The sequence below is a fragment of the Pseudomonas sp. genome, assembly GCF_035554175.1.
Classification (GTDB): domain Bacteria; phylum Pseudomonadota; class Gammaproteobacteria; order Pseudomonadales; family Pseudomonadaceae; genus Aquipseudomonas.
In genome coordinates this window covers 33,450-49,839 of record NZ_DATMIV010000010.1, presented here as the reverse complement: position 1 = coordinate 49,839, position 16,390 = coordinate 33,450, and the positions used below count along the sequence as shown (strand labels likewise).

Below are 16,390 nucleotides of genomic sequence, written 5' to 3'. Positions count from 1 at the left end.
TTGTCAGTCGTCGAATCCGGCCTGCTCGTGGATCTCGTCGATATTCCGCTCCAACCGATACGCCACCGCCACCAACAGTGCCTGACACAAACACAGCGTCGCGCTCATTGAGCGAAAGGCGAGGGCGCTTGCTCCCTCGCCACAAGGGTTGCGGGTTTGCGGCTGATATCAGGGCGGCTTTTGCGGTTGTGCTTTGCTGAAACGATGCAGGGCGGGGTAAATAAATTGTGTATGAGCGCGGCGTGGTTAGCCGTTTGTCTTCTATATACAGCCGCTGGACTGAATTTCTTGCTATAAACGCACTCCGATGGCCATGTGAACCTTGTGTCAGAGCAGTTTCCTGGGCTTGTCGGACAAATTCCCTGTATTTACAGTTGCTGAGGTCTTGATCGGGCCTTAGACTGCCGCCCCTCGTAAATTGAGTGCCGGGTGGCGTTTGCAATAAAACGATGCCTTTTCGACGGCCAGACACGGTTCGTCGAAACGCTCCCTTATTCGCCTTAATGCACGTTTTTTTATAGAGATATCAATGACAAAGGACAAGTTGCTGGCCATGCCGGCAGATGACTACATGAATGCAGAGCAACACGCTTTCTTCACTGAGCTGTTGCAGAACATGAAAGTCGAAACCCACGAGCGCATTGAGCAAAACCGTATCGCCATCGAAAGCCTGGACACTCCGGCCGACCCGGCGGACGCGGCTTCGGTTGAAGAAGAGCGCACCTGGCTGGTCAATGCGATCGATCGCGACCAGCGTATGCTGCCGCAACTGGAACAAGCCCTTGAGCGTATCAAGGACGACAGCTTTGGCTGGTGCGACGACAGCGGCGAGGCGATTGGCCTGAAGCGTCTGCTGATCAGTCCGACCACCAAATACTGCATCGAAGCTCAAGAGCGTCACGAGCAGATCGACAAGCACCAGCGCCAGGCCTGATTCTGTGGGGTGATCCTTCAACAGGGGCGCCTCGAAAAGATCGCAGCCTTCGGCAGCTCCTACACGGGAGTTGCCAAAGGCTGCGATCTTTGTTTTTGCTTGTCTGCGATATTCATCGCCATTCCATTGAGCTGCCACAGACCCCACGACTAACGGACCATGGATAATGGCGTTGTAGTGGCGTTTAATGCAGTCACAACAATGAGAACAAGCGGGGTGATGAAGATGACGAGAGATGGATCTCTGGTTGCGGCGCTGCCTGCACCAGTGCTTTTGCCGAAAAACCGCTGGATCGCACCGACTTTGCAGAGTATCGCCTTGCTGCTGTTGCTGGCCGGCATGGCGATGACTGAAGGGTCGCTGTACATCGGCATGCCCTTGGCGGTGCTGATTGTCTGGCTGCCGCGCCTGCGTTCGCGCACGGTCCCCGATGCTGCCCCGGTCGACACCGCCAGCACGCTGTCCGCCCTGACCCGTGATCTTTCCTTCACCACTAGCCACAACGCCTTGTCGGCCGCCGGCGTGGCCTTCTCGGTCAAGGCGCTGGCGAGCAAGGTTCAATCGCAACTCGACGCTGCGGCGCAGATCGTCAGCAACGCCGAGGTGATGATCGCCACCGAAGAGGCTACCTCGCAGCTCAGCCGCGATGCACTCGACGCAGCGAGCGAAGCGCACCACAGCAGCGCGGCGGGGCGTAGCGAATTGCTCGACTCCATTTCCCGTATGCGTCAACTCAGTCAGCGCGCCAACGCCAGTCGTGAATTGATCGAAGCCCTGAGCGTGCGCAGTGATGACATTCAGCGAGTGACGTTGGTGATTCAGTCGATCGCCAGTCAGACCAATCTGCTGGCCTTGAACGCCGCCATTGAAGCGGCTCGGGCCGGTGAGCATGGTCGCGGATTTGCCGTGGTAGCCGATGAGGTGCGCGGATTGGCGGCGCGCACGGCGGCGGCAACGAGCGAGGTGGGTGAGATGGTCGCTGACATTCAGCAACGTACTGCGCAAGTAGTGGCGCAGATTCGCGAGTTGTCGAATGACTTGCACACCGGTGTCGAGCAAGTCGAGCAGACGGGCCAGCATCTGGAGAACATCGCCCGACTGGCGGCAGGGGTGGAAACCCAGGTCGGCGAAATTGCCCGTGGTGCGCAAACCAATCGTGAGCAGCTTGACGCATTGTTTGCTGCCATCGAGCAAATGCGCAGCGATCTGGCAATCAGCGACCAACAGACCCGCCGCCTCGCCGATGCGGCAGTGCAGATGGAAGGACAGGCGGAAACCATCAGCGAGCGTCTGGCCGAGGTGGGCCTGGACGACTATCACCAGCGCATTTATGACCTGGCCCGAGAAGGTGCACGCCAGATTGCAGCGCGCTTTGAGGCGGATGTCGAGCAAGGACGGGTCAGTATCGAGGACCTGTTCGACCGCACCTACCAGCCGATTCCCGGAACCGAACCGGCCAAATATCAGACCCGCTTCGATCGCTACACCGATCAGGTGTTGCCGGCAATTCAAGAGCCTTTGCTCTTGCGCCACGAGGGCCTGGTGTTTGCGATTGCCTGTACGCAGCAGGGTTATGTGCCGACGCATAATCAGGCATTCAGTCAGCCGTTGACCGGGGATGTGCAGGTCGACACGCTGAGCAACCGCACCAAGCGTAAATTTACCGACCGCACCGGCATTCGCTGTGGCAGCCATCAGCAGCCTGTGCTGTTGCAGACCTACACGCGCGACACCGGCGAACTGATGCATGATCTGTCGGTGCCGATCATGATCAAGGGCCGGCACTGGGGCGGTTTGCGTCTGGGCTACAAGCCGGAAAATCCACACTGAGATTGTTACCGTTGACGCAATGAATCTGTGCACGGCCGTTGCTGTTTTCGCGCCGAAGAAAGCTATAACCTGACGACTTAGTTAGGTAGCTAATCATTCCGGGGGGCGTATGCAGTGCAGGGTGGATGTTGCGGTGATGATCGGCAGTGGCGTGCCGGCTGGTTTGCGCGCAGCGGGTCGAAGCGTGTGTTGGGTGGTTTTGCTCAACGGGGAGCGGCGCGGTACGGCTTTCGCCAGCCGTGATGAGGCCGAGGAATGCAAGGCTGCCTGGCTCGAGCAACTGAACATCGAGCCCGGCGACAGCCTGCACTGATTACCCTTATTTGCCGCGATGCAAGCGCACGTTCAGCTCATCGACAATGGGAGCTTCCTCACCGTCCGCTCGCAGCCACTCTTTGAGCAACTGCGCCTGTTGAGGCGTCCAGAAATCCGCCTCAATGAGTTTGGTGTCCGGGTCCAGTGGGTGTGCTTCGACAAAATCGTTGATCGATGCCTCATCGGAGGGCAAGCCCAGCTGTTCGAAAAGGGTGGTCAAGTTAAGCTCGGTTGGCAATTCCATCATCTACTCCTTGGTGGGCGCCGGTATGGCTTGTTCGTTCTTCTTATCTGAGGCAGCCCGCGGCGTGGAGTTCGATTTTTGATTCAAGTGAGCGGGCAAGGGCGCACGCTTCGTTGTGGTCGCCGCGGAAACCTCTTACGCGCCCGGTGGATATCTCTTTGATGTGAAAGAAGGCGATGCCAGCGGGCACCACTTGAAAATGCGCAGTTCGATGATTGTTGGAAGATGTCGGCAGGTTATCGAATCCGGTAACCTGCATCTTCAGAGGTGGATTGATTCGCGCGTCAGCCGACGTGGCAAAATGAGTCAAAGTGCACATATGAAGTCCTTTTCATCAGTCGGCCGGGATTTGGCGGCCGTTGCGGGTAGTCGTAGTAAGCATCGCTGCTCTAGAATCGCCAGTACCTGTTGACGACCGGGCTTATCTAAAGCAATTTTTCGCCAGCGATATGTCGGAAAAATGCTTTTTTTCGTGAGAAATTTCCCTAAAGTTCGTAGTCAGATTTGCTCTAGTCCCACCTGAGGCTTTTTCCTTCAAGGTTTGGCGATTTCAGAGCAGGTTTCACCAATGACAATCCAGTAGTCTACGAACCTCGCGATTCACAAGCGCTTTGCTCTCTTCGGGTTTCTGAGTGATTTGCAGTTTTCATCGGCCAGGCCGTTTTTTTGCCGTGCGCGGTTTTCGGTGCATGGTTTTCCACATGTGGGGATGTTTCTTTGGCAGTCAGTAATCTCGATATGCATGCTTTGTTCGTGCTGGGTGATTTGCGTGCAAAGCTGGTCAAGCAATTCCAATCACGTTTTGTTTACATCACCGAGCAAAACGCTGAAGGCATCTACGTCGCCGAAATCGACACCGAAAGTGCATTGGTGGTCGACGACAAACCGGGGCTCAAGCTCAAGGTCGGCGACCACTTCATCGCGTCGGTTCTGCCCAGCCGCGAAGGCGGCAAGATGGACATTCGTTTTCGCGACATCAAACTTACGGTGTACGGGCTGGGCGACTACGCCTTCGTCAGTACCTCCGACGGTCACGCGATCCTGTTCAAGGAAGGTCATAGCGTCGTCACTGTTTTCGCCGCCAATGAACAGTTACAGGACGGTCTGACCAAAACCTTGAAAGCCGTTACCGGCAAAGCCGCGAAATGGCGCAAGGGCGAACTGGTGACCTTCAAGGCCAGCGAGTGAGTCGCGCGGATTTCCATTCGCAGCACCTCGCTTGCGCGCGTGAAGAGGCGCAGCGACTGTTTGCCCGCAAAGCGCAACTGCAACGGGCCTGGCTGGGATGGGTGGCGTCGCAGATCTATGCGTTGCGTCCTGCGGAATACGCCAGCATGGTCAGACGTGAGCTGCAAATCCTGCAGGAAAATTCTGAAACGTAGCCTCGTGCGCAGCCAACCCCGGAAAAAGGAGGAACCTCGGCTAAAGTCAGTTGACTGAGTCATTCAGAGGCTTGCGTTTCTCTCAGGCCAACTGCCATTGCTGTGAACAGCACGAGGTGCAATGCATGAACGGATTTCGACGGTTACTGGCCGCCAGCGTGGCCACGTTCGGTTTGCTGACATCAGCGCAACCGGTACAGGCTGCACAAGCGCCGATACACTTTGCCGACCTGAACTGGGAAAGCGGCAGCCTGATTACCGAAGTGCTGCGGGTGATCGTCGAGAAAGGCTACGGTTTGCCGACCGATACCTTGCCGGGCACCACCATCACGCTGGAGACCGCGCTGGCCAACAATGACATTCAGGTGATTGGCGAGGAGTGGGCCGGGCGCAGTCCGGTCTGGGTCAAGGCTGAAGCGGAAGGCAAGGTCGTCGGCCTGGGAGATACCGTGAAAGGCGCCACCGAAGGCTGGTGGGTGCCGGAATATGTAATCAAGGGCGACCCGGCCAAAGGCATCAAACCTCTGGCGCCGGACTTGCACAGTGTCACTGATCTGAAGAAATACAAAGACGTGTTCAAGGACCCGGAAAGTCCAGGCAAGGGGCGTTTCCTCAACAGCCCGATCGGCTGGACATCGGAAGTGGTCAACAAGCAGAAACTGACGGCGTACGGCTTGCAGGACGATTACACCAACTTCCGCAGCGGGTCGGGTGCCGCGCTGGATGCCGAGATCAGTTCTTCGATTCGTCGCGGCAAACCGGTTTTGTTCTATTACTGGTCGCCGACGCCGCTGCTTGGCAAATTCAAACTGGTGCAGTTGCAAGAGCCGCCATTCGACGCCGAGGCGTGGAAGACCCTGACCGACGCCGATAACCCCAATCCAAAACCGACACGCTCGCTGGCGTCCAGGCTATCGATCGGCGTGTCCACGCCGTTCCAGAAACAGCACCCGCAAATTGCCGAGTTCTTCAGCAAGGTCGACTTTCCGATCGAACCGTTGAACAAGGCGCTGGCGGACATGAGTGATAAACATACCGCTCCTCGTGAGGCGGCGGTGGCGTTCATGAAAGCGCATCCGGATGTGTGGCAGACATGGTTGCCCAAGGATGTGGCTGACAAGGTCATGGCTGATCTGAAATAACCGGGAAAACACCATACCGCCGACCGGTCGTGCACGCGCAAAAAATCCGGCTACGATGGTTTGTTCAAATCCCTTTCAAGGATTTCAACCATGACCTTTGTGGTGGCTCAATGGCTGGTGACGATCTTCGCGGCAATCGGTCTGATGCATATGTATTGGGCGTTGGGTGGGCAATGGGCGGCGGCGGCAGTGGTGCCGCAAGTGCCGGTTTCGGGCTTTGTGGTCAGCGTGCGGCCGGCATTCAATCCTTCAGGCTGGCTGACTTTAACAGTGGGGGGTGCGCTGCTGGTGATTGCGGCGCTGGTTTGCATGCGCGTCGGCTGGGGGTTGCCGGCGGTGCAACATAAGGCACTGCAGTGGGTCATCAGCGCCATTGCGTTATTGATGTTTGCCCGGGCGATCGGTGATTCGAACCTGGTGGGTTTTTTCAAGGAAGTGAAGGATTCGCGCTTCGCGCGGCTGGATACATGGGTGTATTCGCCGCTGTGCGCGCTTTTAGGAGCGGGGCTGTTGGCGGTGGCTTGGGTCTAGAAAAGCAGAAACAAGGGATCGCAGCCTTCGGCAGCTCCTACATTGGGAATGTGATTGCCCTGTGGCAACTGCCGAACGTTGCGATCTTTGAAATGACTACCTACCGCTCTCAGTCCGACGACTGCTGACCTCAGCCGGCACATCATCCCCAGCCATGCGCTTGCGGAACAACGCTGCTCGCGCCAGCAGCAGGGTGGTCACCGGCACGGTGATCGCCAGCAGAACCGGAATCAGCCAGGCATGCACCACCGGCCCGGACTTCAGCGCCGAAAAGCAGATGATCGACGCCAGCGCTACGCACCACGCTCCGATCGTTGAGGCCAGCGCCGGCGGGTGCATGCGCTGGAAATAATCCTTCATGCGCAGCAGTCCGGTTGCGCCCAGCAGCGTAAACACGCCGCTGAGGACCAGCAGAATCGCCACTGGAATCTCGATCCACAGGGACAGTTCGGCATTCATTCGATCACCTCGCCACGCAGGAGGAATTTCGCCAGGGCAAACGAGCCGACGAAGCCGAACAGTGCGATCAACAGCGCTGCCTCGAAATAGGTGTCACTGGCATAACGAATGCCCAGCGTCAGCATCATCAACATGGCGACGATATACAGATAATCCAGCGCCAATACCCGATCCTGCGCCGACGGGCCCTTGAACAGGCGCACCAGAGTCAGCGCCATCGCCACGCAGTACAGGAACAGCGTCAGCACAATCGCATTCGACAGCAATGGGCTCATTCAAAAATCTCCATCAACGGCCGCTCATAGGTGCTCTTGAAGTGCTCGATGAACTGCGCTTCGTCATGCAGATCCCAGACATGCAGCAACAGTACGCTGCGGTCCAATGCCAACTCAGACCAGACCGTACCGGGCACCACGGTGCAGATCATCGCCAGTGCCGCCAGACCATGGGCGTCTCGCAGGTCCAGCGGTACCTTGATAAAACACGAGCGCGGTGAACGGCGAGCGACATTGAGTACGCCCCAGGCGACGATCAGGTTGGATATGATCACGTCACGGCCGACCAGGAAGAACAGGCGCAGGACGACCATCGGGTTGCGAATGTGCGCACGTTTAGGCCGCAGCTTGCGCATCATCAAGGGCGCGGCAAAACCCAGCGCAGCGCCGAGCAGCAGGTTGCCCGGGCTGACCGACAGGTTCAGGGTCAGCCACAACATCCCGAGTGCCAGCGATAACCATGGAGCGGGGAACAGACGCGTCATGGCTGCACCTCCAGCATGTCGGCTCTGGCCTGCGGGCTCGGAACTGCCCGAGTACCGAGGACGGCCAGAACGTATTGCTGCGGATTGTTCAGCGCATCGGCGGTGGCCTGGGTGTAGCGCAGCAGCGGTTCAGCCTTGAAGGTCAGGACGATGCTCAACCCGAGCAGGAGGAAAATCGGCGCGCATTCCAGTTTGCGCAGTAGCGGTGACGGCCGCTCCTCCGGTGTCCAGAAACGCTGAATACCAAGGCGCGAGAACGCCATGAGTGACGCCAGCCCGGTAAGGATCAGCAGTGCCAGCAATCCCCACGCGCCAACGGACAGCGGCGCTTCGGCACCGAGCCCCATTGGGTTGAGCAGGGCGCCGATCAGGCTGAGCTTGCCGATAAACCCGGAGAGCGGCGGCATGCCAATGATCAGCAGCGCGCAGGCAATAAAGCTCAAGCCGAGAAACGCCATGGTCCAAGGGATGACCTGACCGACAACGGCTTTCTGCTCGTCATCAAGGTTGATGCCCTTGGGCGGTTGCAGCGATTCCTGCGGGCGTGGCAGCAGTTCGCTTTCGTCTTCAAGTGGAATCTCATTGGCCGAACGTGAACGCTCGATCAGTTCGGCCAGCAGGAACAGCGCACTCAGCGCCAGGGTCGAGCTGACCAGATAGAACAGCGCGGCGCCGATCAGGTTGGGCTGGGCGAAGCCGATCGCCGAGAGCAGGATGCCCGCCGACACCAGAATGCTCAGACTGGCCATGCGTTCCAGGCGTTGTGCGGCGAGGATCGCCAGCCCCGCGCAGGCCATGGTCGCCATTCCGCCGTAAATCAGCCAGTCGCCGCCGAAGAATGCCGAAGCGCCGGCCTGTCCGGAAAACAGCAGAGTCCAAAGGCGCAGCAGGGTGTAGACGCCGACCTTGGTCATGATCGCAAACATCGCCGCGACCGGCGCGCTAGCCGAAGAGTAGGCCGGTACGAGCCAGAAATTCAGCGGCCACATGCCGGCCTTGGCCAGAAACGCTACCGCGAGAATGCCGGCACCAGCGTGCAGCAGACCACGATCGGCTTCCGACACCAGCGGGATCTTCATCGCCAGATCAGCCATGTTCAACGTGCCGGTGACCCCGTAGATCAGTGCGGCGCCGATCAGAAACAGCGACGAGGCCAGCAGGTTGATCGAAATGTAATGCAGCCCCGAGGACACGCGCGCCCGGCCGGAGCCGTGGAGCAATAAGCCGTAAGACGCGGCGAGCAACACTTCGAAGAACACGAACAGGTTGAACAGATCTGCCGTCAGAAAGGCGCCGTACAAACCCATCAGCTGGATCTGGAACAGCGCGTGGAAGCTCGAGCCGGCGCCGTCCCAGCGCGCCATGGCAAACAGCAGGGCGCTGACGCCGATGATGCCGGTCAACACCAGCATCAGTGCCGACAGACGATCGACTACCAGTACGATACCGAAGGGGGCCTGCCAGTTCCCCGGCAGGTATACGCCGATGGAGCCTGGAACGCCGGTGGTCTGCGTCCATTGCAGGAGCATCACCGAAATGAACAGGCCGAGCAGGCTGGAAAACAGGTTGATTTTCGCCTTCAGCGGGCGGTGCTTTTCGCCCAGCATCAGCATGATCGCGGCAGTCAACAGCGGCAGCAGGATCGGTGCGGCGATCAGGTGAGTCATTGCCATCATTCTTTAGGCTCCCGGCCGTCGACGTGGTCGGTGCCGGTCAAGCCGCGCGAGGCGAGCAATACGACGAGAAACAAGGCGGTCATGGCGAAGCTGATGACGATCGCCGTCAGCACCAGTGCCTGAGGCAGCGGGTCGGTGTAGTGCAGCAGATCCTGGGTCACGCCGTCCTTGATCACCGGCTCCTTGCCGATGAACAGACTGCCCATGCTGAAAATGAACAGGTTGACTGCATAGGACAACAGGCACAGGCCCATGACCACCTGAAAGGTTCGCGGCCGCAGGATCAGCCAGACTCCGGACGCGGCAAGAATGCCGATGGCGATTGCGATGACTTCTTCCATCAGACGGCTCCTTTGCTGGCGACGGCTTTGGGCAGCGATGCCGTCTTGTGGCCGCGCACCGATTGGTGGGCGAGGGCGGTGAGGATCAACAGCGTCGAACCCACCACCACGGCGTACACGCCGATGTCGAAGAACAGCGCGCTGGCGATATGAATATCGCCCAGCAGCGGCACGTTGATATGCCAGGTGTGGGTGGTCAGGAATGGATAACCAACCACCATCGCTCCCAGCCCGGTGGCAGTGGCGAATAACAGTCCGGTGCCCATCCAGCGCAGCGGTCGCAGGCTCATCTGCGCCTCGACCCACTGTGTGCCGGCAACCATGTATTGCAGGATGAACGCCACCGACATCACCAGGCCGGCGACAAAGCCGCCGCCCGGTTGATTGTGCCCGCGCATGAACAGATAGAAGGACACCACCAGCGCGATCGGCAGCAACAGGCGCACCAGCACTGCCGGCACCATCATGAAGCCGAGCGCGGTATCGCTGGCTGAACGGGGGTTGACCAGATCAGTGACCACGTCCGGCGCGAGCAGGCGCTGCTGTGCGGGCAATTGCAGGCTTTCTTTCGGCGGGCGGAATCGGCGCAGCAGCGCGAACACGGTCAGTGCCACCGCGACCAGCACGGTAATTTCGCCGAGGGTGTCAAAGCCACGGAAATCCACCAGCATCACGTTGACCACGTTGCTGCCACCACCCTCGGGCAGGGCGCGACTGAGGTAAAACGAGGAAATGTGGTTCGGCGTCTGTCGGGTGAGCATGGCGTAGGACAGCAGGGCCATGCCGGCGCCGACCGCTATCGACAGCAGCAAGTCGCGCAGACGCCGAATACGCGCCTTGCGCAGGCTGCTTGGCAGTGGCGAGACTTCTTCGATCCGTCGCGGCAACCAGCGCAGGCCCAGCAGGATCAGCACGGTGGTCACCACTTCGACCGCCAGTTGCGTCAGCGCCAGATCGGGTGCGGAGAACCAGACAAAGGTCACACAGGTCATCAGGCCACAGACGCTGACCATGGTCAGGGCGGCGAGACGGTGGTATTTGGCCTGCCACGCGGCGCCGAGGGCACAGGCAATCGCCAGCAACCACAGGGTCACAAAGACAATCGAACCGGGGATTTTCGGCCGGTCGCCCCAGCTCAGGCTGCTGTGCAGCATCGGGATCAGCCCGGCAAGCACCGCAGCCGAGACCATCAGGAACAGCTGCATCTGCAAACGCTTGGTGCCCAGGCGTCGCTCGACGCGCCGCGCGATACGCATCATTACCACCAGACTGCGCTCGAACAGACGCTTGCCATTGAAACGTCCCACCAGCGGCGGGTATTTGAAGCGGCCGAGCTTGAATTGCTTGCGCAGCAGCAGATACAGGACAATGCCGCCGGACATGGCAATCAGGCTCATGATCATCGGCGCGTTCAGGCCATGCCAGATTGCCAGACTGTATTCCGGCAGCTCGCCGCCAACGACAGGTAGCGCCGCTGCAGCGAGCAATGGCCCGACGATCTGCGCCGGGAAAATCCCCACCAGCAGGCAGGTAAAGACCAGCAGCTCGACCGGGGCACGCATCCAGCGCGGCGGTTCGTGTGGGGTGTGGGGCAGGTCAGTGGCGGTTGGCCCGAAAAACACATCGACGGTGAAGCGCAGGGAATAGGCGACGCTGAACATGCCGGCGATGGTTGCCACGATCGGCAGACTGGTTTCGACCCACGCCGTGGCGTTGATGAATACGGTTTCGGCGAAAAACATCTCCTTCGACAGGAAACCGTTGAGCAACGGCACGCCGGCCATCGAAGCGCTGGCGACCATGGCCAATGTCGCCGTGTAGGGAATGAGCTTGATCAAGCCGCTGAGCTTGCGGATATCACGAGTACCGCTTTCGTGGTCGATGATGCCGGCGGCCATGAACAGCGAGGCCTTGAACGTTGCGTGATTGAGAATGTGGAACACCGCGGCGACGGCGGCCAGTGAACTGTTAAGGCCCAACAGCAGCGTAATCAGCCCGAGATGGCTGATGGTCGAGTACGCCAACAGTCCTTTGAGGTCGTTCTGGAACATCGCGCAATATGCGCCGAGCAACAACGTACAGGCGCCAGCTCCACTCACGATGTAGAACCATTCTTCACTGCCGGCCAGCGAAGGCCACAGACGTGCGAGGAGAAAAACCCCGGCCTTGACCATGGTTGCCGAGTGCAGATACGCGGAAACGGGCGTCGGCGCCGCCATCGCGTGGGGTAGCCAGAAGTGAAACGGGAATTGCGCGCTTTTGCTCAGCGCACCAATCAGAATGAGGGGCAGGAGCACAGGGTAGAGGGCATGTGCGCGAATCAGATCGCCGGCGGCCAGGACCTTGTCGAGGTCATAGCTGCCGACGACATGGCCGAGAATCATGACCCCCGCCAGCAGGCATAAGCCGCCGGCCCCCGTAACCATCAGCGCCATGTAGGCGCCGCGCCGGGCGTCGGCACGGTGGTGCCAGTAACCGATCAGCAGGAACGAGAACAGGCTGGTCAGCTCCCAGAAAAATACGATTTGAATCAGGTTGCCGGAGATCACCAGCCCGAGCATCGCGCCCATGAACGCCAGAAAAAACGCGAAGAAGCGCGGCACCGGATCGTCCGGCGACATGTAATAGCGGGCATATAAGGAGACAAGGGTGCCGATGCCAAGGACGAGTATCGAGAACAGCCAGGCGAAGCCGTCCATGCGCAGAATGAAGTTCAGCCCGAGGCTGGGCAACCACATGATCTCTTCGCGGATCACGCCGCCGTGGGCGATCTGCGGGTACAGCATCGCGACCTGGACGGTGCCGATCAAAGCGACCAGTCCCGCCAGCAGGGATTCGGCATTACGGGCATTGTGCGGCAGCACCGCTGCCAGACAGCTGCCAATGAACGGCAGAAGCAGTAGAACTATCAGGGACATAGGCTTCTAATCTGCGGAAGTTTGTGAAGCATCATACGTGCCAGCTCCCCGATCACCAAATGCGAGGATGTCTCAGAATCCTACAAAGTAGTCTGCAATTTTGTGTTCAGCATTGCTTCCGCTAGGCCCGACAGTCGCCGGACGCCCTCGGAAGGATGAAATTTCACTGAAAGGCCACGCTTGATAGGCGACCGTTTGTCGGGAAAAGCGTTCTACCTGTAATTTCTGACAGTAGACGACCTTTTGCAACGGGGCTCTACTTGATCTGCACCGAGGTGCATTGAACGGCCAGCCGCATTGGCGTGGGCCATACCAGTACAAGGAGAGTTGAAAGATGCTTATTCAAACGGAAGGGAAACATACACCGAAGAAGGATCAGTTAGAGGCGCCCATGTTTTCTGAAGCAGTCGGGAGTGTTATCTACAGGGACAAAATCAAGAACGGCGCTACGTTTGTGGTTCCCCCTATTGATCAGGCAAGAGCCGGCGACACACTGGACGTTTATTCCGATACGAAAGGATCGTTTTGGTCCTCTCGTCTGCAGCTCAGTGAGTTGCATCTGGGCAAGCCTTTGGAATTTAAAGTTCAAGCGTTCCACTTTGACAATACTGATTGGGCAGATGCGTCCTACGTGTTAACGCAAGGAGGCAATGACTTCCCCTCTCAAAAGAGCACGTATGACGTGAAGGATTGATAGTGGTATAGCCAGGTCGGTACCTCACTGTGAGTCGTGAGTGAACCGTCCTGGCAGTTTGTACAGAGGCTTGTTGTGTGCAGGGCGTGCACTTTTAGTCCCTACTGACCTTCAGCTTCCTGGCCCTGATCCACATCGGATTGCATAACTATACTCTTGGTCTTCAACTCACTGACAATCACCGCCACAACAATCAGCCCCGCCCCGACCAGCGCAATCGCTGGCAAGCGCTCTCCGGCAATCCGTCCGACAATCCCGGCCCACACCGGCTCACCGGCGTAGATCAGCGTTGCGCGCGTCGGCGAAACACTCTTCTGCGCCCAGTTCATCGCCACCTGGATCGCTGCACTCGCTGCGCCCAGACCCAAAGCAGACACCAGCAACAACCAGGAAAAAACCGGAATTGCTTCCCCGGTCGGAACCACCAGGAGAAACGACAGCACCGCTGTCACCGCCAGTTGCACCACGGTCACGCGCCGCACATCGACCTGACCGGCGAATGTGCTGATCAGAATGATTTCGGCAGCGATGGCGACGGCGCTGATCAGCGTGGCAATTTCACCGGAGCTGAAATTCAACGCGGCACCCGAAGGGCCTGACAACAGCATCAACCCGGTAAACGCCAGCATGATCCCGATGCTCGGCATCAACCCTGGACGCCGGCCCAGCACCAGCCATTGCAGCAGCGGCACGAACGGCACGTATAACGCGGTAATAAACGCCGACTGACTGCTCGGAATGCTTTGCAACCCAACGGTCTGTAGTCCGTAGCCGAGCATGATCGCCACGCCGATGAACGAGCCGGCCTTGACCTCGAACAAGGTCAGCTCCCGCAGATGACGCCAGGAAAACAGCGCCACAATGGCTGCGGCTGCCGCGAAGCGCAGGCCAACGAAAAACATCGGGCCGCTCACCGTCATGGCGTGCTGCACCAGCAGAAACGTGCCGCCCCAGATCATGGTGATCAGTACCAGCACGCACTCGGCTTTGCTGAGTCGGGAGAAGCGGATTCGGGTAGGAGGGTTGTTCGGCGACATCATGACCTTGCGTACTGTAAAAGAGAGGCCGCACAATGCCGCCAACGTTGCGCAGTATACTGCCCAACCCCACCGAGTGAGCAATATAGTGCACAAAGATTCGACCCAGCGAGCTTCTGTCCTGCAACACGTCAGCCAGAACGTCCGACGCCTGCGCCACGCTGCGGACATGAGCCAGACCGCATTGGCGGAAAAGTCCGGAGTGAGTCGCCGCATGCTGGTGGCGATCGAGGCGGGGGAAAAGAATGTCAGCCTGACTACGCTCGACCGCGTCGCCGAAGCCCTCAATGTTGCGTTCAGCGATCTGATTCAAGCGCCTGACGCTCGCGACCCAAGCCGGATCAATGAAGTCGCCTGGGCAGGCGCGATTCCCGGCAGCAAGGCTGTCTTGTTGTCCAAAGCCACCGCTACCCGCGCAGTCGAGCAATGGGAATGGTGCCTGCAACCCGGCGAGGTCTACCCGTCGCAACCGGATGCCGATGGCTGGAGCGAGCAGCTCTACGTATTCGAAGGTTGTCTGACGCTGATGCTGGGCGATCAGCCGCAGCACATCAATAAGGGAGAGTTCTTCATGTTCGCCAGTAATCAGCCGCATTCCTATCGCAACGATGGCGATGTAGCAGCGCGCTTTGTGCGCAACGTGGTGATTTGAATGGAGCACCACGCAGACATACTGATCATCGGCGGTGGACTCAGCGGCACGATGCTGGCGGTGCAGTTGTTGCGTCTGCCCGGGCAGCGCAAGATTCTGATTATTGAACCGCGTAAAGAACTGGGTCGAGGCGAAGCTTATAGTGCGGTGGAGTTGGGCCATACGCTGAACGGCAACGCGGCGCGGATGAGTGTCGATCCGGACAACCCTGATGATTTGACGCAATGGTTGACCGAGCATATTACCGCTGGCGGCTGGCCGGAGTCCGCTGAGCAGGATGTCCCTATTAGCGAGTTGTTCCCGCCTCGTGGCTTGTTCGGTGTCTATGTGCAACAGCGTCTTGCCGAGGCAAGGGCAACGGGCGCGCAGCAAGGTTCGACCGTTGAACATATCTGTACTGAGGTCGTCGACCTGCAAATCGATTCTGGTTCAGTGCAGCTCACCTTGAACGATGGCCACCTCTTGCGTGGATCCCAGGCAGTTTTGGCCACGGGCATGTTCCCCGCCGCTCGCACGCCGCAAACCCAATCCAGCGGCCTCAACGCCGCCGCGCTCGACCCGTGGGATGTCGCGGCCATGCGCGAGCTCGATCCACAAGCGACCGTGTTGATCATCGGCTCCGGCCTGACCATGGTCGATGCCGTGGTATCGCTGGAACAGGCCGGGCATCGCGGGCCGATCAAGGTGTTTTCCCGGCATGGCTTGCTGCCGCAGGTGCGCCGACAACCACCGGCCTGGGCGGATTTTCTGGCAGAGGATCACCGCCTTCGCACGCCACGTCAGTTGCTGCGCGAATTGCGCCGGCAGTGTCGCGACGCCATCGCACACGGTGTCGACTGGCAAGCGCCGCTGGATACGGTGCGTGCGCATATTGCCCGGTTATGGAGTCAGGCGACTGACGTGCAGCGTCGACAATTCGTACGGCATGTGCGGCCGTGGTGGGAAAGTCATCATCATCGTTCACCGCCGCTGAGCGCCGAGTTGATCGAGCGGCTATACAACCAAGGGCGCCTGCGGATTCATGCGGCGTCATTCAAGGGGCTTGAACCCGGCACCGGCGACGCTGTGAGCATTCGCATTCGTCCCCGTGGCGAGACTGAAACGTGCGTGGTGAGCGGTGCGGCGCTGATCAACTCCAGCGGTATCGAATACGACTGGCGACGAGTCGCGCGACCGTTGCCGCAGCAATTGCTCGCGCGAGGGTTGGTGCAGCCGGGGCCACTGGCGTTGGGCATCGCAGCCGTCGACGGAGCGGTGATGGATGCCGAAGGGCGGGCGAATTCCCGGTTGTTTGCCATGGGCCCGCCTTTGCGCGGGATGTGGTGGGAGAGTACGGCGGTGACGGATGTGGCCGCGCAGGCTAAAGCGTTGGCTGTGCGGTTGGTGAATGGTCTGAGGGATTGATGTGTTCTATCGGGCTTCGCGAGCAGGCTCGCTCCCACAGGGGATTGAGGTTGTGAACACGATTTGTGCCA

19 protein-coding genes and 1 pseudogene are annotated in these 16,390 nt (G+C 59.2%); 10 read left to right on the top strand and 10 right to left on the bottom strand.

What is annotated here, in order from left to right; genetic code table 11:
- Nucleotides 1–3: 3 nt before the first annotated feature.
- Nucleotides 4–129: pseudogene (locus tag VNV36_RS03770) on the bottom strand (MurR/RpiR family transcriptional regulator); the annotation flags it as partial.
- A 400-nt stretch (nt 130–529) separates the two neighbouring features.
- Between VNV36_RS03770 and VNV36_RS03765 the strand changes: the two are divergent.
- From VNV36_RS03765 to VNV36_RS03755, 3 genes are all read left to right on the top strand, one after another.
- A complete protein-coding gene (locus VNV36_RS03765; RefSeq protein WP_016775095.1) occupies nt 530–934 on the top strand; it encodes a TraR/DksA family transcriptional regulator in 405 nt (134 codons plus the stop codon).
- A gap of 159 nt (nt 935–1,093) precedes the next feature.
- Nucleotides 1,094–2,764, top strand: coding sequence for a methyl-accepting chemotaxis protein (locus VNV36_RS03760; RefSeq protein WP_414705492.1), 1,671 nt, complete (start codon nt 1,094–1,096; stop codon nt 2,762–2,764).
- A gap of 109 nt (nt 2,765–2,873) precedes the next feature.
- On the top strand, nt 2,874–3,077 hold the full coding sequence (locus tag VNV36_RS03755; protein WP_325716367.1) for a hypothetical protein: 204 nt from the start codon (nt 2,874–2,876) through the stop codon (nt 3,075–3,077).
- Nucleotides 3,078–3,083: 6 nt separating this feature from the next.
- Here VNV36_RS03755 and VNV36_RS03750 read toward each other — a convergent pair whose 3' ends face one another.
- Entirely contained in the window at nt 3,084–3,323 is a 240-nt protein-coding gene (locus VNV36_RS03750; RefSeq protein WP_325716365.1) for a DUF2789 family protein, read from the bottom strand.
- A 43-nt stretch (nt 3,324–3,366) separates the two neighbouring features.
- Nucleotides 3,367–3,582: a hypothetical protein gene (locus VNV36_RS03745; protein WP_325716808.1), complete on the bottom strand. Its 216-nt coding sequence runs from the start codon at nt 3,580–3,582 to the stop codon at nt 3,367–3,369.
- Between the two features lie 479 nt (nt 3,583–4,061).
- Here VNV36_RS03745 and VNV36_RS03740 point away from each other — a divergent pair, with 479 nt between their 5' ends.
- The 4 genes from VNV36_RS03740 to VNV36_RS03725 all read left to right on the top strand — a co-directional run bounded on the left by VNV36_RS03740 (nt 4,062) and on the right by VNV36_RS03725 (nt 6,378).
- On the top strand, nt 4,062–4,511 hold the full coding sequence (locus VNV36_RS03740) for a hypothetical protein (protein ID WP_325716363.1): 450 nt from the start codon (nt 4,062–4,064) through the stop codon (nt 4,509–4,511).
- Complete coding sequence (locus VNV36_RS03735; protein WP_325716361.1) at nt 4,508–4,705, top strand: hypothetical protein; 198 nt, start codon at nt 4,508–4,510, stop codon at nt 4,703–4,705. Before VNV36_RS03740 ends, VNV36_RS03735 begins: the two co-directional genes overlap by 4 nt.
- Nucleotides 4,706–4,830: 125 nt before the next feature.
- The gene (locus tag VNV36_RS03730) at nt 4,831–5,847 is read left to right on the top strand and encodes an ABC transporter substrate-binding protein (protein ID WP_325716359.1); all 1,017 of its coding nucleotides are present in this window, start codon (nt 4,831–4,833) and stop codon (nt 5,845–5,847) included.
- A gap of 90 nt (nt 5,848–5,937) precedes the next feature.
- Nucleotides 5,938–6,378, top strand: a complete 441-nt coding sequence (locus VNV36_RS03725; RefSeq protein WP_325716357.1) for a DUF3995 domain-containing protein — start codon at nt 5,938–5,940, stop codon at nt 6,376–6,378.
- A 96-nt stretch (nt 6,379–6,474) separates the two neighbouring features.
- Here the strand turns inward: VNV36_RS03725 and VNV36_RS03720 are convergent, their stop codons facing one another.
- Genes VNV36_RS03720 through VNV36_RS03695 form a run of 6 tightly spaced genes read right to left on the bottom strand, consistent with a single transcriptional unit; the run spans nt 6,475 to nt 12,532 of the window.
- A complete protein-coding gene (locus VNV36_RS03720; protein ID WP_325716355.1) occupies nt 6,475–6,837 on the bottom strand; it encodes a Na+/H+ antiporter subunit G in 363 nt (120 codons plus the stop codon).
- A complete protein-coding gene (locus VNV36_RS03715) occupies nt 6,834–7,112 on the bottom strand; it encodes a K+/H+ antiporter subunit F (RefSeq protein WP_325716353.1) in 279 nt (92 codons plus the stop codon). The genes VNV36_RS03720 and VNV36_RS03715 overlap by 4 nt, the downstream gene beginning before the upstream one ends.
- Nucleotides 7,109–7,597: a Na+/H+ antiporter subunit E gene (locus VNV36_RS03710; RefSeq protein ID WP_325716351.1), complete on the bottom strand. Its 489-nt coding sequence runs from the start codon at nt 7,595–7,597 to the stop codon at nt 7,109–7,111. Before VNV36_RS03710 ends, VNV36_RS03715 begins: the two co-directional genes overlap by 4 nt.
- Nucleotides 7,594–9,273, bottom strand: coding sequence for a monovalent cation/H+ antiporter subunit D (locus tag VNV36_RS03705; protein ID WP_325716349.1), 1,680 nt, complete (start codon nt 9,271–9,273; stop codon nt 7,594–7,596). Before VNV36_RS03705 ends, VNV36_RS03710 begins: the two co-directional genes overlap by 4 nt.
- Nucleotides 9,270–9,614 carry a Na+/H+ antiporter subunit C gene (locus VNV36_RS03700; protein WP_016775082.1) on the bottom strand — a complete coding sequence of 115 codons (345 nt, stop codon included), beginning with the start codon at nt 9,612–9,614 and terminating at the stop codon, nt 9,270–9,272. The genes VNV36_RS03705 and VNV36_RS03700 overlap by 4 nt, the downstream gene beginning before the upstream one ends.
- Nucleotides 9,614–12,532, bottom strand: coding sequence for a monovalent cation/H+ antiporter subunit A (locus VNV36_RS03695; RefSeq protein WP_325716346.1), 2,919 nt, complete (start codon nt 12,530–12,532; stop codon nt 9,614–9,616). The genes VNV36_RS03700 and VNV36_RS03695 overlap by 1 nt, the downstream gene beginning before the upstream one ends.
- Nucleotides 12,533–12,866: 334 nt before the next feature.
- On the opposite strand from VNV36_RS03695, the gene VNV36_RS03690 reads away from it, so the two are divergent.
- Nucleotides 12,867–13,226, top strand: coding sequence for a hypothetical protein (locus tag VNV36_RS03690; RefSeq protein WP_325716344.1), 360 nt, complete (start codon nt 12,867–12,869; stop codon nt 13,224–13,226).
- Between the two features lie 101 nt (nt 13,227–13,327).
- Here VNV36_RS03690 and VNV36_RS03685 read toward each other — a convergent pair whose 3' ends face one another.
- A complete protein-coding gene (locus VNV36_RS03685; RefSeq protein ID WP_325716342.1) occupies nt 13,328–14,266 on the bottom strand; it encodes a DMT family transporter in 939 nt (312 codons plus the stop codon).
- An 85-nt stretch (nt 14,267–14,351) separates the two neighbouring features.
- Between VNV36_RS03685 and relB the strand changes: the two genes are divergently transcribed.
- Both relB and VNV36_RS03675 read left to right on the top strand, forming a co-directional pair.
- The gene (gene relB, locus VNV36_RS03680) at nt 14,352–14,915 is read left to right on the top strand and encodes a type II toxin-antitoxin system RelB family anti-toxin (protein WP_325716340.1); all 564 of its coding nucleotides are present in this window, start codon (nt 14,352–14,354) and stop codon (nt 14,913–14,915) included.
- On the top strand, nt 14,916–16,319 hold the full coding sequence (locus tag VNV36_RS03675; protein WP_325716338.1) for an FAD/NAD(P)-binding protein: 1,404 nt from the start codon (nt 14,916–14,918) through the stop codon (nt 16,317–16,319).
- Nucleotides 16,320–16,390: the final 71 nt, after the last annotated feature.

Bases quoted from the DNA above. Each gene is read 5' to 3' on its own strand.
- VNV36_RS03745 (WP_325716808.1), bottom strand. From the start codon at position 3,582: ATGCAGGTTACCGGATTCGATAACCTGCCGACATCTTCCAACAATCAT.
- VNV36_RS03765 (WP_016775095.1), top strand. From the start codon at position 530: ATGACAAAGGACAAGTTGCTGGCCATGCCGGCAGATGACTACATGAAT.
- VNV36_RS03755 (WP_325716367.1), top strand. From the start codon at position 2,874: ATGCAGTGCAGGGTGGATGTTGCGGTGATGATCGGCAGTGGCGTGCCG.
- VNV36_RS03730 (WP_325716359.1), top strand. From the start codon at position 4,831: ATGAACGGATTTCGACGGTTACTGGCCGCCAGCGTGGCCACGTTCGGT.
- VNV36_RS03705 (WP_325716349.1), bottom strand. From the start codon at position 9,273: ATGATGGCAATGACTCACCTGATCGCCGCACCGATCCTGCTGCCGCTG.
- VNV36_RS03675 (WP_325716338.1), top strand. From the start codon at position 14,916: ATGGAGCACCACGCAGACATACTGATCATCGGCGGTGGACTCAGCGGC.
- VNV36_RS03710 (WP_325716351.1), bottom strand. From the start codon at position 7,597: ATGACGCGTCTGTTCCCCGCTCCATGGTTATCGCTGGCACTCGGGATG.
- VNV36_RS03700 (WP_016775082.1), bottom strand. From the start codon at position 9,614: ATGGAAGAAGTCATCGCAATCGCCATCGGCATTCTTGCCGCGTCCGGA.
- VNV36_RS03695 (WP_325716346.1), bottom strand. From the start codon at position 12,532: ATGTCCCTGATAGTTCTACTGCTTCTGCCGTTCATTGGCAGCTGTCTG.
- VNV36_RS03760 (WP_414705492.1), top strand. From the start codon at position 1,094: ATGGATAATGGCGTTGTAGTGGCGTTTAATGCAGTCACAACAATGAGA.
- VNV36_RS03725 (WP_325716357.1), top strand. From the start codon at position 5,938: ATGACCTTTGTGGTGGCTCAATGGCTGGTGACGATCTTCGCGGCAATC.
- VNV36_RS03690 (WP_325716344.1), top strand. From the start codon at position 12,867: ATGCTTATTCAAACGGAAGGGAAACATACACCGAAGAAGGATCAGTTA.
- VNV36_RS03720 (WP_325716355.1), bottom strand. From the start codon at position 6,837: ATGAATGCCGAACTGTCCCTGTGGATCGAGATTCCAGTGGCGATTCTG.
- VNV36_RS03715 (WP_325716353.1), bottom strand. From the start codon at position 7,112: ATGAGCCCATTGCTGTCGAATGCGATTGTGCTGACGCTGTTCCTGTAC.
- VNV36_RS03750 (WP_325716365.1), bottom strand. From the start codon at position 3,323: ATGGAATTGCCAACCGAGCTTAACTTGACCACCCTTTTCGAACAGCTG.
- VNV36_RS03685 (WP_325716342.1), bottom strand. From the start codon at position 14,266: ATGATGTCGCCGAACAACCCTCCTACCCGAATCCGCTTCTCCCGACTC.
- VNV36_RS03740 (WP_325716363.1), top strand. From the start codon at position 4,062: ATGCATGCTTTGTTCGTGCTGGGTGATTTGCGTGCAAAGCTGGTCAAG.